Source organism: Blastomonas sp. SL216 (assembly GCA_026625625.1).
Classification (GTDB): Bacteria; Pseudomonadota; Alphaproteobacteria; order Sphingomonadales; family Sphingomonadaceae; genus Blastomonas.
Genome location: CP113055.1, coordinates 1,214,539 through 1,229,168 on the forward strand (window position 1 = coordinate 1,214,539; position 14,630 = coordinate 1,229,168).

The 14,630-nt window shown below is 63.1% G+C and carries 15 protein-coding genes and 1 tRNA gene; 9 read left to right on the forward strand and 7 right to left on the reverse strand.

Annotated elements, in window-relative coordinates:
* Positions 1-215: 215 nt before the first annotated feature.
* Positions 216-2,885 carry a TonB-dependent receptor gene (locus tag OU999_05850; protein ID WAC24709.1) on the forward strand — a complete coding sequence of 890 codons (2,670 nt, stop codon included), beginning with the start codon at positions 216-218 and terminating at the stop codon, positions 2,883-2,885.
* Positions 2,886-3,034: 149 nt separating this feature from the next.
* On the forward strand, positions 3,035-3,502 hold the full coding sequence (locus OU999_05855) for a thioesterase family protein (GenBank protein ID WAC24710.1): 468 nt from the start codon (positions 3,035-3,037) through the stop codon (positions 3,500-3,502).
* Between the two features lie 66 nt (positions 3,503-3,568).
* Here OU999_05855 and OU999_05860 read toward each other — a convergent pair whose 3' ends face one another.
* The 4 genes from OU999_05860 to OU999_05875 all read right to left on the reverse strand — a co-directional run bounded on the left by OU999_05860 (position 3,569) and on the right by OU999_05875 (position 5,348).
* Entirely contained in the window at positions 3,569-4,174 is a 606-nt protein-coding gene (locus tag OU999_05860; GenBank protein ID WAC24711.1) for an FKBP-type peptidyl-prolyl cis-trans isomerase, read from the reverse strand.
* A gap of 129 nt (positions 4,175-4,303) precedes the next feature.
* Complete coding sequence (gene rpsU, locus OU999_05865) at positions 4,304-4,510, reverse strand: 30S ribosomal protein S21 (protein ID WAC24712.1); 207 nt, start codon at positions 4,508-4,510, stop codon at positions 4,304-4,306.
* Between the two features lie 9 nt (positions 4,511-4,519).
* A complete protein-coding gene (locus tag OU999_05870) occupies positions 4,520-4,648 on the reverse strand; it encodes a hypothetical protein (GenBank protein ID WAC24713.1) in 129 nt (42 codons plus the stop codon).
* A gap of 52 nt (positions 4,649-4,700) precedes the next feature.
* Positions 4,701-5,348 carry an SOS response-associated peptidase family protein gene (locus OU999_05875; protein ID WAC24714.1) on the reverse strand — a complete coding sequence of 216 codons (648 nt, stop codon included), beginning with the start codon at positions 5,346-5,348 and terminating at the stop codon, positions 4,701-4,703.
* Positions 5,349-5,378: 30 nt separating this feature from the next.
* On the opposite strand from OU999_05875, the gene OU999_05880 reads away from it, so the two are divergent.
* Both OU999_05880 and OU999_05885 read left to right on the forward strand, forming a co-directional pair.
* Positions 5,379-6,140, forward strand: a complete 762-nt coding sequence (locus OU999_05880; GenBank protein WAC24715.1) for a class II aldolase/adducin family protein — start codon at positions 5,379-5,381, stop codon at positions 6,138-6,140.
* A gap of 64 nt (positions 6,141-6,204) precedes the next feature.
* Positions 6,205-6,744, forward strand: coding sequence for a (2Fe-2S)-binding protein (locus OU999_05885; protein WAC24716.1), 540 nt, complete (start codon positions 6,205-6,207; stop codon positions 6,742-6,744).
* On the opposite strand, the gene OU999_05890 is transcribed toward OU999_05885, so the two are convergent.
* Entirely contained in the window at positions 6,728-7,399 is a 672-nt protein-coding gene (locus tag OU999_05890) for a uracil-DNA glycosylase (protein ID WAC24717.1), read from the reverse strand. The two genes, OU999_05885 and OU999_05890, sit on opposite strands and share 17 nt — an antisense overlap.
* Before the next feature lie 22 nt (positions 7,400-7,421).
* Here OU999_05890 and folK point away from each other — a divergent pair, with 22 nt between their 5' ends.
* From folK to OU999_05915, 5 genes are all read left to right on the forward strand, one after another.
* Positions 7,422-7,916 (forward strand): 2-amino-4-hydroxy-6-hydroxymethyldihydropteridine diphosphokinase, encoded by a 495-nt coding sequence (gene folK, locus OU999_05895; GenBank protein ID WAC24718.1) that lies wholly within the window; start codon positions 7,422-7,424, stop codon positions 7,914-7,916.
* 83 nt (positions 7,917-7,999) lie between these two features.
* Positions 8,000-8,075 (forward strand) — tRNA-Lys (locus tag OU999_05900).
* Between the two features lie 414 nt (positions 8,076-8,489).
* Complete coding sequence (locus tag OU999_05905; GenBank protein WAC24719.1) at positions 8,490-9,326, forward strand: hypothetical protein; 837 nt, start codon at positions 8,490-8,492, stop codon at positions 9,324-9,326.
* 10 nt (positions 9,327-9,336) lie between these two features.
* Positions 9,337-9,723 (forward strand): hypothetical protein, encoded by a 387-nt coding sequence (locus tag OU999_05910; GenBank protein WAC24720.1) that lies wholly within the window; start codon positions 9,337-9,339, stop codon positions 9,721-9,723.
* Between the two features lie 56 nt (positions 9,724-9,779).
* Entirely contained in the window at positions 9,780-10,049 is a 270-nt protein-coding gene (locus OU999_05915) for a hypothetical protein (GenBank protein WAC24721.1), read from the forward strand.
* Between the two features lie 416 nt (positions 10,050-10,465).
* Here the strand turns inward: OU999_05915 and OU999_05920 are convergent, their stop codons facing one another.
* Positions 10,466-13,057 carry a DEAD/DEAH box helicase family protein gene (locus tag OU999_05920; protein ID WAC24722.1) on the reverse strand — a complete coding sequence of 864 codons (2,592 nt, stop codon included), beginning with the start codon at positions 13,055-13,057 and terminating at the stop codon, positions 10,466-10,468.
* Positions 13,057-14,589 carry a site-specific DNA-methyltransferase gene (locus tag OU999_05925; protein WAC24723.1) on the reverse strand — a complete coding sequence of 511 codons (1,533 nt, stop codon included), beginning with the start codon at positions 14,587-14,589 and terminating at the stop codon, positions 13,057-13,059. Before OU999_05925 ends, OU999_05920 begins: the two co-directional genes overlap by 1 nt.
* Between the last annotated feature and the right edge of the window lie 41 nt (positions 14,590-14,630).

The window sequence follows — 14,630 nt, forward strand, 5'->3', positions numbered from 1 at the left end:
CAAGCGGAATGCTGCGACGCACAATTGCCTGGCACGCAATTGACGTCGCGGTAATGGTAAATTGCGTTGCAATAATGTCACGCAAGCGCTGGAATCGCTTGGGTTTCCTAGCTTTTCAATTGTGACAGCCGGGTGTCAGACATAAGGACGATCCAAAGCCATAACAGGCCCGGGGACAGGGCCATTTTGTCAGCCACATTAGGGGAGAACACCCAATGACCATCACAGACACCCGCCTGAAAACGATTCTGCTTTCGGGCGCAGCACTTGGCACGCTTGCCATGCCCGCATCCGCTTTCGCGCAGGACGCCGCGCAGGATGCCGAAAACGCAGACAGCAACGTCATCATCGTGACCGCGTCCAAGCGCGAAACCACGCTGCAGGAAATCCCCATCGCCGTGTCGGTGACCAGCGGTGAGGACATCGAGGACGCACAGATCCGCGACCTGATCGACCTGCAGACCCTGGTCCCCTCGCTGCGCGTCTCGCAGCTGCAGAGCTCGGCCAACACCAACTTCATCATCCGCGGCTTCGGCAACGGCGCGAACAACCCCGGCATCGAACCGTCGGTCGGCGTGTTCATCGACGGCGTCTACCGTTCGCGCTCGGCAGCCCAGATCGGCGACCTTCCCAATATCGAGCGCGTCGAAGTGCTGCGCGGCCCGCAGTCGACCCTGTTCGGCAAGAACGCATCTGCTGGGATCATCAGCATCGTGACCGAGCGTCCGCAGTTCGAATTCGGCGGCCAGGTCGAAGCGACCTATGGCAATTTCAACGCCCGCATCCTCAAGGCCGACGTCACCGGCCCGATCAGCGAAACGCTGGCCTTCAGCCTGGCTGGCAACATCAACAAGCGTGACGGCTATGCCCGCGACCTGAATCTGGGCATCAAGTTCAACAACCGCGACCGCTGGGGTGTGCGTGGTCAGCTGCTTTGGGAGCCCAGCGCCGACCTGTCGTTCCGCCTGATCGGCGACTATGACAAGATCGACGAGAATTGCTGTATTGCTGCCAACGTTCGCGAGAACCCGGCCATCACCGCCGCGCTGCGCGCTGCCAGTGGCCAGGCGCGTCCGCTGGAAGCCGCCGATCCGTTCTCGTATCGCGTCCGCAACAACATTCCTTCGACCAACGAGATCGAAAACTACGGCGCATCGCTGCAGGGCGACTGGAACATCGGCGCGCTGACCGTCACCAGCATCACCGCCTATCGCGAAGTGCGTTCGACCACCAACCAGGATTCGGACTTCACCAGCGCCGACCTGATCGGCCAGAACCTGGCCAACACCTCGATCGACACCTTCACGCAGGAAGTGCGCGTCGCATCGGACTTTGACGGCCCGCTGAACTTCCTGGTCGGTGGCTTCTACTTCAACGAAGACATCAAGTTCACCAACGACCTGCTCTTCGGCCGTGACTTCCGCGGCTATGCCAGTGCGCTGATCGGCCCCGGTGTAGGTGGTGCTGCCGGCGTCGAAGCGCTGCTCGGCGTGCCCAACAACACCTTCTTCCGTCAGGGCCAGGGCATTTTCGACGACTTCACCTATGGCAACGACGCGTTCTCGCTCTTCGGCCAGTTCGACCTCAAGCCGACCGACCGCCTGACCTTCACCTTCGGCTTCAACTATACCGAAGACAAGAAGCAGGTCCGCTCGAACGTCGTCAGCACCGATCCGTTCTCGGCGCTTGATTTCGTCGCCATCGGCAACACGCTGATCACGCAGCAGGGCATCGCCACCACCGTCGGCCAGGCACTGCGCCTGCCCGGACCGGCAAATGCTGCTCAGGTGGCTGCTTTCGCCGCCGCTCAGCCCGCTGCCTTTGGTCAGATCCAGAGCGGTGCGGCTGCCTTTGCCCGCGCCAACAACACCAACCCGGCAGTCAACCCGCTGCTCGGCCTTCGCGCGCTGCAGTTCCTGCCGCCCTTCCTCAACTTCCCGAATGCTGTGGAAAGCGGCCGGACCAAGGACGACGATTTCTCGTACACCATCCGTGCGAACTACGAGATCACCGACAATCTGAACATCTACGCCACCTATGCCACCGGCTTCAAGGCGACCTCGTTCAACCTGTCGCGTGACAGCCGTCCGTTCCCGACCGACTTCATCCCGGGCTCGCCGGTCAACAACCCGGCGGCATCGCCGATCCGCAATGCAGGTCTGGCTCTGCCCAACCTGACCACCGGTTCCCGCTTTGCCGGTCCCGAGGAATCGGAAGTCTACGAAGCCGGTATCAAGGCGCAGTGGCCGCTGGTCGCGTTCAACCTCACGGTGTTCAAGCAGTCGATCAAGGGCTTCCAGAGCAACGTGTTCACCGGCACCGGCTTTGCCCTCGCCAATGCGGGCAAGCAGTCGACCTTCGGTATCGAGTTCGACGGAACCGTCCGCCCGACCGACGGCCTCAACCTGTTCGTCGCCTTCACCTATCTCGATCCGAAATATGACAGCTTCGTCAACTCGGCAGTGGGTGACCTGTCCGGCGCGACGCCTGCGGGCATCCCTGCCCTGTCGGCCTCGATGGGCGGCTCATACACCTATGAATTCGCTGGCGGCACCAAGTTCACCGTTCGCGGCGACTATGCGTATGAAAGCGACGTCCAGATCGCCGAAGGTCTGCCGGGCTTCATCGTCACCAATGCCAATGGCACCCGCAACTTCCAGCCTGCGCTGGACGTTGCCCGCCAGTTCCGTCGCCAGACCGACCTCGTCAACGTCTCGGCAACGCTGGAGCTCACCAACGGTCTGGAACTGACCGCCTGGGCGCGCAACCTGCTCGACGACCGCTTCATCTCGACGGTGTTCGACTCGGTGGCCCAGTCGCAGAGCGTTTCGGGCTATCCCAGCCTGCCGCGCACCTATGGCGGTTCGGTCCGCTTCAAGTTCTGATCCAATCACGGTTTGACCGGGCTTGGTCACGATCAGGTTGGCGAGAGACCCAACCGATTGAAAACAGGGAAATGGGGGGCTTCATGCCCCCCTTTTTTTGTGTATGCGGATCGGGATTTCCGGAACGGACACAATGAGGGGAAAACAGCATGACGGACGCGCCGATCCGCGCCCATTTCCGCAGCATCGCGCCCAAGCGCGTGCGCTATCATGAGGTCGATATGCAGAATATCGTCTTCAACGCGAACTATCTGATGTACGCCGATGTCGGCATCACCGAATATTTCCGTGCGCTCAACCTGGCGAGCGGCAAGCCGGAAAGCACCGGGTTCAACCTGTTCGGTCCCGACCATGACATGATGGTGCGCCATGCCGAAGTCGATTTCCGCGGCAGCGCCGTGGCCGACGACATCATCGATCTGGCTGTGCGGATCAAGCGCTTCGGCAGCAGTTCGCTGACCAGCGAATGCGCAATCTTCCGCGGCGACGAGCTGCTGACCGTGGTCACGATCAGCTATGTGCATTTCGCGATCGAAACGCGCCGCCCGGCTCCGCTGCCGCAATGGTTCAAGGATATGGTCGCCGCGTTCGAACCGGTCCGCCCCGAAGGCGCCTGACCCGTCTCGCCATCGCAGCCCAAACAAAAAAGGCCGGTGCAATCACCGGCCTTTTTCATGTTAGCATCAGTTGCCCGGCATGCCCGGCGGGGGCGCGCCCGGAGGACCACCCGGCGCACCCTGGCCCTGCAGCTGCTGCTGCATGGCACGGAGCTGCACTTCGGGGATGAATTCGACCAGGTCGACATCGAAGACCAGCAGGCTGTTGGCCGGGATCACGACTTCGCCGGTCTGCGGGTTCTTCTTTTCCTCAGCGCCATAGCCAAGCTCGGGCGGGATCCACAGCCGGTATTTGCCACCGCGCTGCATCCGCTTCAACGCCTCGGAGAAACCGGGGATCGAACCTGCCACAGGCATAGGCACGCGCTGGTTGGCATCGAACGGCGTGCCGTCCATCAGCGTGCCCTGATAGTTGATCAGCGTCACGTCCGCATCGGTCGGCGACGGGCCGGTGCCCTTGACCAGTTCCTTGATCTGCAGACCGCTTTCGGTCGTCACCACGCCCGGTTCGTCGGCATTGCTGGCGAGGAACCCGGCAGACGACTGCGGCACAGTCTGCAATCCGGCCCAGGCGGTGCCCCCTGCAATTGCAACAGCGGCAGCGACGCCGAACCACAATTTGGTGAGCGAGCCTTTGGCCAGCGGCGGAATGGGAACGCGGGTTACGGACATGGCAGCCTCCGGTTATCGTACCACAAACCCCTGAAAAGCACCGCAAGGCTCTCACCTTGCAGTCCCATCAGGGGCCGTTGCGACGAATCGGCGTCCCCGATCCGTCAGGTTAGCGATGCTATAACCGGCTTATTTCGCGCCGTCACGTTCCATGCGCTTGCGCTCCAGCTTGCGTGCGCGACGCACTGCAGCGGCCTTTTCACGGGCGCGCTTCTCGCTGGGCTTCTCGAAATGCCGACGCAGCTTCATTTCGCGATACACACCTTCGCGCTGCAGCTTCTTCTTGAGCGCCCGCAGCGCCTGGTCAACATTGTTATCGCGTACGAGAATCTGCATAAACTTACGTCAGCTCCATTTCGATTCACGGCCTGCAAATCCGCTCGCGCCACGCCAAGGGGCGCGGAAAACGGGCAGCAGGGCCAAAGCTAAAAGGCCAATAAAAAAGGGCACGCCAGCCAACAGGCTGTCGGTCACGCTCGCGCCGTTACCAGCGTCACGTGGCATTTTCAAGGAATTTCGCCCCGTTTCAGCCGAAAAGACCGGGCAGTGACCCATGTGCATCGGCAGGGCGCTCACTCGCCAGCGCGATCATAGCATCGTCAGGGAACGGCCGAACCAGCGCCTCAGCGGCCACCCAATCCGCACCCAGCCAGCCCGCAAGCGCATCCCCGGTCAGCATCACCGGCATCGCCTTGGGATGCACCGCACCTACAGTTGCATTCGGTTCGCAGGTCAGGAACGCAAAGCGTGCCCCCTCCTCTACCGGGCGCCAGATGCCCGCAAAGGCAAAGGGCTCGCCAGATGGCAGTGCAAACCAGTGCTGCGGCTTGCGCTTGGTCACCGGATCGGGCGCTGCACCATATTCGCAGAACGCAGTCACCGGCACCAGGCATCGCCGCGCCGGATCACGCAGGGCCGCCCGCCACATCGGCGATGCCAGGTTGCGCACATTGGTGATCGGGCGCTTGATATCGCCAAAGGGCGGCCAGCCCCAGCGCATGGTCGCCAGCCGCGCGTCATCACCCGCTGCGACCACCACCGGGGCATCATGGTCCGGATAGATGCCCTCGAACGCGGGCAGATTGGCGCCGCCCATATCGATGCTCCCCAGCGCCGCGCCGAACAACTGGCGGATTGCATCGGCGTTGCTTGTCATGCGATACAGGTTGCACATAGCCACCAAAGATAGTGACAGGAGAGCGCGATGGCCACCGCATTGAAGCCGACCCCCCAGATGACCACCGAAGAGCATGAGGCCCGCAAGCTGCTCGCCTCCTGCTACCGCGTGTTCGACATGATGGGCTGGTCGGAGATGATCTACAACCATATCACGCTGAAGGTCCCGGGCGAGGAAGACGCATTCCTGATCAATCCCTATGGCCTCCACTTCAGCGAGGTCTGCGCCTCCAACCTGGTCAAGATCAACTCCGAGGGCGAAAAGCTCGACGGATCGCCCTATCCGGTGAACAAGGCCGGCTTCACCCAGCACAGCGTGTTCCACAAGCAATTGCCCGACATGCACTGCATCATCCACACGCACACCACCGCGACCATGGCCGTGTGCTCGGTCGAAGGCGGATTGCAGCCGACCAATTTCTATGCCTGCAATTTCATCGGCAATATCGGCTATCATGATTTCGAGGGCGTGACCGTCCGCGCCGAAGAGGGCGAGCGGCTGGTCGAGGCCGTCCGAGGCAAGCGCATCCTGATGCTCAAGAACCACGGCCCGGTCGTCATGGGCCGCACCCTGCCCGAGGCGTTCATCACCTATTGGGCGCTGCAGCGCGCGTGCGAGATCCAGCTGGCCACCATGTCGATGGGCAAGCCGATCGTGATTTCGCAGGATGTGATCGACGTCCACCAGCGCGATCTCAGCCAGGTACAGCTGCCGATGGGCGCTGGCGTCCCCGATTTCGCCGCGATGGTGCGCAAGGTCGACAAGATCGACCCGAGCTGGCGCGACTGATCGCGATCAGGGCGGTCGGTGTGCTGGTGACTTGCGGGCTCAGCTCGGATAAGCGCGTGCAGCCATGACCAAGTTCACCGTCAACGACCGCCCGGTCCAGTACCGGCTCGACCCGACAACGCCGCTGCTCTGGGCGCTGCGCGATGCGTCCAACCTCACCGGCACCAAATATGGCTGCGGCAATGGCGATTGCGGCGCGTGTATGGTCGTCATCGATGGCGAGGCGATCCGCTCGTGCCTGGTCAGCATTGCCGAGGTCGAAGGCCGCTACGTCACCACCATCGAGGCGCTGAGCCGCGACCGCAGCCATCCGGTACAGCAGGCCTTTGTCGCCGAGCAGGCGGTACAGTGCGGCTTCTGCACACCCGGCATGATCATCGCGGCCAGCGTGCTGCTGCGCAAGAACAGCGACCCCAGCGATGCCGAGATCGACGACGCCATCCGCAACCTGTGCCGCTGCGGCACCTATCCGCGCGTGCGCGCCGCGATCAAGCGCGCGGGCCGGGTGATGCGCCGGCAGGAAACGATCGCTGCCGCGCCGCCGCCCGGCATATCTCCCGAAGATGCCGCCAAGGACGTGCCCGCGCTTACGCCGCCGGACTGAAGCGCTCTCGCTCTGCCAGGGCAGCGGCGAACACCGCGTCAAACATCTCCGCCGTCAGCCGCCCGGTATTGGTGTTGTACCGGCTGCAATGATAGCTGTCGATCAGCACCCGCCCCTCGCCCAGATCATGCCGCACCCCATGGCCGAACGGGAAGGCTGCGGCGCGCAGCCCCAGATGGCGCAGAAAACTGTCATGCCCGATGCGGCCGAGCGCGATGAATATCCTGAGCTGCGGCAAGGCTTCCAGCTGCGCCGAAAGGAACCGGCGGCAGGTATTGATTTCCTGCGGCGTCGGCTTGTTCTGCGGCGGCAGGCATTTGACCGAATTGATGATGATCACGCCGTCGAGCGTCAGCCCGTCATCAATCCGCGCATCATAGCGTCCCCGCGACAGGCCGAATTTGGCTAAGGTCGCAAACAGCAGGTCCCCGGCATAATCGCCGGTAAAAGGCCGCCCGGTGCGGTTTGCACCATGCATGCCGGGGGCAAGACCGACTATGCCGAGCCACGCATTGGGATCACCAAAGGCCGGGACGGGCGCGTTCCACCAATCGGGGTGCCTGGCCTGGCATTCATGGCGCAGCGCGACCAGGCGCGGACACAAAGCGCAATCGACCGGCGGCTCGGTATGCGCAATGGGGCTTAACTCCATCATCCTGCCGCGCTAGGCGCTGGTCATGGCCGAGGCAAGCATGCACCATTATCTGATCGCATTGGGATCGAACCGGCGGCACCATCGCATCGGCCGCCCGGACAAGGTGCTGGCCGCCGCGCTTCTGGCGCTGGCAGCCGATGGCCAGGATGTGCTCGCGGTCGCGCCCGTCATCGAAACCCCGCCGATCGGCCCCTCGCTGCGCCGCTATGCCAATGGCGCGGCGATCATCGCCAGCCCGCTTCGGCCCGATGCGCTGCTCGCGCTGCTCAAGCGCCTAGAGGCACGCTTCGGGCGGAGGCGCGGGCAGCGCTGGTCCGCGCGCACGCTCGATCTCGACATCATCCTGTGGTCGGGCGGAAGCTGGCATTCCCCCTCCCCGCTGCTGATCGTGCCGCACCCGGCCTATCGCACGCGCGACTTCGTGCTGCGCCCAGCCCTCGCCATCGCACCGCATTGGCGCGACCCACTCACCGGGCTCACCATCGCCCAGCTTCATCATCGCGCCACACGGGGTTGACCAGGCCAGCCTGCCCGACTAGGGGGATGCCCGCACCCGGGCACGCCCGGCCACCGATGGCGCACTATGATCGCCACCCCAAGGGGCCCTTAGCTCAGTCGGTAGAGCAACTGACTTTTAATCAGTAGGTCGCTGGTTCGAACCCAGCAGGGCTCACCATTCCTTTAAAATCAATCACTTAACGGCCATCAGCGGGCATTGTATCGCATCATTGTATCACAGCGTGACTGGGCCTAACCGCTTGGTTGGACAACGAGCGCACCGTGGTAGCTCGGCCATGAGCGGCACACGCCCTGCCCTGCTTTGACCGCTCGGCAAGGTCGGCTGCTCCCCGCCGCATTACCAGCCGCTGGCAGTGCCCTCATGTCAGACGGTCCAACGAGAAGGACTGGACCACGAGGCAGCAATCTGCTTTTGGCTGGCGCCCAGCGCCGTCCGCTCGGCGTCGAGCCTCGCGGATGTGACAAACCGCCGCGATCCAGGGCCTTCAGCCCGACAAGAAATGTTCCCCTGAGCGCACCGAATCAGCGCTGGTATTCGCCCACCATAGGGCGCGAGGAATCTGTCACCGCCGTGCCATCGACCAAGAAGCTCGTCCATTATCGCGCCGCGCAATTCTCCGGGCCTCGCCGCCTCAGACCTCCGGTGAGATCGCTGAATCGCTCCATCGAGGCCCGCGTAGAATACGAGCAGTCGCTCATCGATCAGCTGGTGAAGGATGCCGATACGCGGCGCGCTCTGCTGGCCAGCCCGTTTGGCCCTGTGGACCCCTTGTCAGTATGGCACGATTTTGACCACCTGAGCCACGACTACACGGAGCTGACGCCCGAACGCCTACCTCGCTGGAAAGACGTCGGCGAGTTCCTCAAGTTCCACGCTCTCTTCCAGGTGGCACTCATATTCGGCGGATACTCATTCACGGTGCGGGTCAGGCCGGATCTGGAAGCACGATGGATCAGGGATGGCAAGGACCCCATGGATCGCATCCGCAGGGAAACACGGAAGGCACTGGAAGCTCAGGGGCTCAAGGACCTTGCATACTGCCTTGTGGTCGAAAACAGGACGCGGCGTGGCAGCCGGACGAAACTGCATTTCCATGGCTTCCTTTTGGCAGAGCATCCGATTGTCGCCACGAAATTCAAGGTCGCCATGGAGCGCGCGGTAGCGAAGCACCCTCTCGGTCGTGCTGCTGCCGGTGTTAGCCCCAAGGCCGGACCTGAAATCGATCTCGTGCCATGCTACGATGTAGACGATGGCAGCAAACGTGGTCGTGGCCGGTGGGTCAGCTACATCGCCAAGAACGCGCTCAAAGGCGACAAGCAGCTGAAGCGTAAGACATTCATGTCGCTCGAAGGCATCCAAACCGCACGGGAGTTCTGGGCCTTGCTCCGCGAAGAACCGCCAGAATGACAGGCCGGGAATGCTGATCGTCTGCACTGATCGTCAGGCCGCTAAACACCGAGCGCCCAGCGCATTTCCCACCCGCATGCCAAACGGGACCGTGTCACACCGAGTCATCGACAACAACGACGAGGTCAACGACATGAAACTGTTCAACGTTCGCAACGACAACACCGGCGAGGAGATGTGCGTCGCCGCCACCGACATGGACCACGCATCGGCGGTCTACGTCACCTTCTGGATCGCGAGGTCCGGCGACGCGCCAGGCAGGTTCTCGATCGGCAAGGGAGCTCCCGCCGACTTTAACGACGACTTCACGGTCAAGACCGTCGAGCGTGGCGACGTCGCCGGCGTGATCGTGCAGCAGCTGGACGGATCGATGCTCTTCGAGGCGGCATCGGCGTGAGCGTCGTCGGCTTTCCTGGTGGCATCCGTGGTGGCGACAGCTATCGCACCTACCGCATGACCAGCCGATCGCACGCTCCGGTAATCGTCCTCGCCACCCAGCTGCCCGAAGCGATCGGCGTGCTGATGCGCTGGCGGGCCAAGCATGGGATCTATGAGGTCAGTCTGTCGATCGAACCCGGCTGGGGCAAGTCCCTCACGACCGTCGGCCGCACCCATGTCGAGGAAGCGCTCGCACGGTGCAAGGGACCATGCGTGGCGCACCGTTATCGGGCAGACATCGGTTGGGAGCTGGCGTCCCCTGAAGGCGCTACGAGCGGCTGGTAGCGGCCCTGGGGAGCATTATGCTGATCGGCACTCATGGTGCTCCCTCCTGGGGCTGGGCTGTCCACGTTCCCGTCTCGGCGGTGTTCGGTGCATCCGTCAGGTTTGCGACAAAATCTCGGGCTCACAGATTTCTGCAATACACCTTGCCTCGCGCTAAGCCGCAGAAATGCTCGATAGGACCAAAGCGGCCCCAGTTGAATGGATCAACCGACGCGCAGACGTCAAGTTGAATCTTGTTGGTAAAAAATTGACCCGATTCGGCCCTTTTTCGAATTATTTTTCAACCTGGCGCGCCTTGGCGGCATCAAGCTTACCGGTTCGAGCTTGTATCGAAACGGTATTCCAGTTCGATGCAAGGTCTGGGCGCTCGCCGGTGCCGACCGTGCCCGGCACCGCCGTCGCCGATCCACGAGCCGTCATGCGATCGCGATGTCGATCTGCCTACTGACGCCACCGTCGCGGTCACGCTCAGCCCAAAGGAAAACCACCTGCCCCTGGCTCACCTCCTGCAAACGCGCGCCTATGTTGCGCTTCTCCAGGCTGTCGCGGTTATCGGTGCGATCGGCACCCTTGTATTCGACGATCAGCTTGCGGCCGTCCTTCAGCTCGGCAACGAAGTCGGGGTAGAACAGGTCGGTCGAGGTCGGCAGCGCATAAGACCATGCGGTGCGGTCCACATTGCGCACCCAATGCTTCACGGCAGGATGATCGTCGATCTGCATGGCGGCTTCCCACTCCTCGCCGCCATGGCGGAGGTCACCGACCTTGGCGAACAGGTGGTTTCGTGGCTTCCAGGGGCCGACATAGGGGTTGCGCGGGTCATAGCCGCGCTTCGAGAAGCTGAACCCATTTTCGCCTAGCGCCAGCACCGGCGCAATGTCGGTCATCAGCATCTGCACGCCGCGAAGACCGGCCTGCTCGCGCAGATGCTTGACCCGCGCGGTGATCGCACGGCGGAGCGCGAACTTGCCGCGCACCAGTTGGGCCAGCGGGATGCGCTCGGTGAGCCCAGCCACCACACGGCGGCAATACTCGAGATATATCGGTTGGGCCACATCGCGCTGCGGCGTGGTGCGATCGAGCCAGCGGGACAACGCTGCGACGTCCCAGTCGGTGGCATCGTCCAGGGCCAACTCGGCGGTCGCGTCGATCCGGGTATAGACCACCTGATCGCCCTCGACATCCATCTCGAACGTGTCGGGTCGCTCGGTGAGCGCGAAGCCCGGCAGACTGGTATCGACCTTGCTCAGATCCCAGCCGCCGACATCGACCAGCGTCTCGGGGAACACGATCTCGATCTGGCCATCGTCACGCTCGATGGCGAGCCGCGGAAGCGTCAGAACCTCGCCCTTCTCGGCTGGCGACAGGCTCTCGGCCCGACGCGCGATGAATGCCTCGACCGCTGTGCTCGGATTGGTCTGAGTGGTCGAGATCGCCGCTGCCACCTTGCGCAGCACCTCGTCGGGCGCGTCGGCATTGAAGGTGATCGCCACCCCGCCCTCGCCATTGTCGGCGATGCGCGTCGCCTCGACCATCTCCGGCGTCCAGTCGCTCTGGTCGGGCCGCTCGTGCACGCTCAGCACCGGCAAAGTCGGCGCGGTGAACAGCGGCTGGTTCTCGGTCCACTCGAAAGCCTGAGGCTGCTCGACAATCGCTTCCAGCGCGGTGCGCTCGTCAAAGCCCATCTCGGTCAGCCGGTCCTTCAGCCCCTCTGCCGCCTCGAAGAAATTGCGCTCGGACACATGGGCATAGGCCCGGTTCAGCTCTTCGGACGACCGGCGCGTGGCGAACGGCATGCGCAGCACGCGGCCCAGCAACTGCTCCACCGCTCCGCCGCTGCGGATGCTGGCAAGCGAGCAGAACACATAGGCGAACGAACAGTCCCAGCCCTCCTTGAGCGCCGCGACTGTGATGACATGCTCGATCTTGCAGGCAGGGTCGAACAGGTCGATGCCGTCAAGTTCGCGCTGGCTGCCGGTGGCGATGGCGATCCGCTCTTCGGGGATGCGGCAATCCTCCATCAGGTGGCGCTTGACGACCTCGACGGTCGCCTCAGCCCCCTCGCTCGCAGGCTGGGCCTGATAGAGCGCGATCGGCCGGATGCCGCCGCCGTCCTTCTCGGCAATCCCTTCCAGCCACGCGCGATTGTCCACGGCATGCGCGATGGCCTGCTGCCAGCTCGCATGCTGCGACAGGTGGATCGGCAGCTTGATCATGTCCGCCGCCTTGAGCTCGGCCGCGGTGGCCGAGACGATGACGTTGGAGCGCACCGGCGTCGCGGTGAACTCGACCACGGCGGCGGGGGCCAGGCGACCGAAGGTCTCGCCCGACAGCGTCGAGGTGAAATTATGCGCCTCGTCCACGATCACCAGCGGCCGGTGCAGCTTCATGAGGTTGGCGAAGCTGGCGATAGGCTTGCCCTTGCGCGCCCCTGCCTCGTGCCGCGCCAGATCATGGCTGGCAGGCAGCGCAGCGAAATGCGGCTCAAGCTCCTCGTCATCGCGATAGACGTTGCGATCAGCGACGTTGCTCACGCGGAACGCCTGCACCGTCGAGACGATCACCGTCGCGGCATCGGCCATGTCCTGCGGGCGCAACTGACGGCGCTCGTCGACGCCATAGACGCGCACCGCGCCGCCGAAGCTCGCCTCCAGCGCCTGACGATAGGGATGGCCGATGGCCTTCAGCGCACCCAGCGTCTGTTCGGCGATGGTGGCCGAGGTGACCAGCCACAGCACCACGGGGTAGCGCCGCGCCAGATAGGTATCGCGCGCGATGCCGATGGCATGCGAGGCGAGCAGCGTCTTGCCGCCGCCGGTGGGCAGGCGCAGGCAGCAATAGGGCACGTCGGGCAGGTCCTTGAGCGGCTTGTAGGCCGCACCATAGGCTCCGGGCTGGCCCACCGCGCAGGCCGCTGCATAGGCCGCCGCATGGTCGCGGATCGCCGCCTGGTCGAGGAATGTGCGCAGCGCATCGAGCGCGCGGCGCTGATAGTCCTTCAGCTCCATCAGCGTGCCCTCACGTCATAGGGCGTCTGCTTGAACGTGACGCCCGCCGCTTGCAGCCGGTCGTTGCCCAGCTTGCTCCATTCACCATAGACGGTCATCGGCCCGTCCCAGCCGCTCTCCCCGCGCAGCCGATCGAGCAGCGCGGCGGTCAGCACATTGCCGCCGCTGACCGACCGGTCGCCCAATATGCCGTTATACAACAGCGCATAAGCCATGCCCTCGTGCACGCCGAGCACAGGCGCGTCCGCCGCCCCGGCATAGGGCGTGCCCGTCTCGCTGAACCAGATATGCGCGGCGAGCGTCGGGAAGCGGATGCCGTCGGTGATATGGCCGTCGGCGTCGAACACCGGATCGCCCAGCCGATAGAAGCGATAGCCGCCGCCACCGGTCCAGCCGACCGCTTCGGACACACCGCCCTGTTCGCCGTCGATCACCTTGTCGAGCCGGGGCTTGCAATGCGTGACCGCATGGTCGCCCATCTCGATCCCGATCCACCGCCGCCCCATCTTGTGCGCGACCGCAGCGGTGGTGCCAGAGCCGAGAAAGCTGTCGAGGACGAGGTCGCCGGGGTTGCTGGCGATGTGGAGGATGCGCTGCATCAGGCGTTCGGGCTTCGGCCCGGAAAAAATTGGCAACGGGTTTGCTTTATCTATCAGCTCTTTCGCTTCGCGGGTCGCCTCTCGATTTTCACCGACATCGGTATAAGGCCACCAGGTCCACGGAACGACCTGTTGCTCGGATTCCTTCCAGAACTTTTTGCGCTGCGCCATACCGCTGCCGTCTTTGCCAAAATATATTCTATTGTCTGCAAGCAAAGCTTCAAATGCTTCCTTCGTGGTGCTCCAACAACGACCAGCTGGAGGCATCAAAATACGGCCGCTGGGTGTTTCAATGGGATATGTCAAATTAGGTCGAATATTTGGTGCATGAAATGGCACAGCGAGCCAATCACCTCGCGGATCGTCATCTCTATTTGTGTAGGTAGCTCGCTGACGCTCATCGGCTTGCAATCTGTTCACAACAAAGCGATTTATATTCGCGGCATATGCAATGACGTAATCGTGGGCCACAGACATTGACGTCGCATCGTTACGTCGTGTCAGAGTCCGTTGGGTAACGTTCGTCGCAATAAAATTCCGCCTCCCGAACACCTCGTCCATGATGACCTTGAGGTAGTGCGCTTCGTTGTCGTCGATCGACACCCAGATGCTGCCATCCTCCGCCAGCAGCTCGCGCAGAAGCACCAGCCGCGGGTAGATCATCGCGAGCCACTGGCTGTGCTCCAGATTGTCGTCATAATGCTCGAACGCCGAGCGCGTGTTATAGGGCGGGTCGATATAGATGCACTTCACCGCCCCCTTGTAATAGGGAAGCAGCGCTTTGAGCGCGTCAAGATTGTCGCCCTGGATCAGCATGTTGCCCAAGGCCGAATCTCCGCCATCGAGCGACGGCACCGCTTCGAGCAACCGATACGGCACCTGCGCCGCCGCGCGCACATCTTCACCGCGCGTCATCCAGTCCAGTATCGGCACTCGCCCTCCTCAATCACGCCATGGTGTCACCCCAGCCTTAG

What these genes read in the sequence shown, in the direction of transcription:
- rpsU (WAC24712.1), bottom strand. Translation starts at nt 4,510, where the DNA reads ATGCAGATTCTCGTACGCGATAACAATGTTGACCAGGCGCTGCGGGCG.
- OU999_05855 (WAC24710.1), top strand. Translation starts at nt 3,035, where the DNA reads ATGACGGACGCGCCGATCCGCGCCCATTTCCGCAGCATCGCGCCCAAG.
- OU999_05890 (WAC24717.1), bottom strand. Translation starts at nt 7,399, where the DNA reads ATGATGGAGTTAAGCCCCATTGCGCATACCGAGCCGCCGGTCGATTGC.
- OU999_05880 (WAC24715.1), top strand. Translation starts at nt 5,379, where the DNA reads ATGGCCACCGCATTGAAGCCGACCCCCCAGATGACCACCGAAGAGCAT.
- OU999_05920 (WAC24722.1), bottom strand. Translation starts at nt 13,057, where the DNA reads ATGGAGCTGAAGGACTATCAGCGCCGCGCGCTCGATGCGCTGCGCACA.
- OU999_05860 (WAC24711.1), bottom strand. Translation starts at nt 4,174, where the DNA reads ATGTCCGTAACCCGCGTTCCCATTCCGCCGCTGGCCAAAGGCTCGCTC.
- OU999_05875 (WAC24714.1), bottom strand. Translation starts at nt 5,348, where the DNA reads ATGTGCAACCTGTATCGCATGACAAGCAACGCCGATGCAATCCGCCAG.
- OU999_05885 (WAC24716.1), top strand. Translation starts at nt 6,205, where the DNA reads ATGACCAAGTTCACCGTCAACGACCGCCCGGTCCAGTACCGGCTCGAC.
- OU999_05915 (WAC24721.1), top strand. Translation starts at nt 9,780, where the DNA reads ATGACCAGCCGATCGCACGCTCCGGTAATCGTCCTCGCCACCCAGCTG.
- folK (WAC24718.1), top strand. Translation starts at nt 7,422, where the DNA reads ATGGCCGAGGCAAGCATGCACCATTATCTGATCGCATTGGGATCGAAC.
- OU999_05910 (WAC24720.1), top strand. Translation starts at nt 9,337, where the DNA reads ATGCTGATCGTCTGCACTGATCGTCAGGCCGCTAAACACCGAGCGCCC.
- OU999_05850 (WAC24709.1), top strand. Translation starts at nt 216, where the DNA reads ATGACCATCACAGACACCCGCCTGAAAACGATTCTGCTTTCGGGCGCA.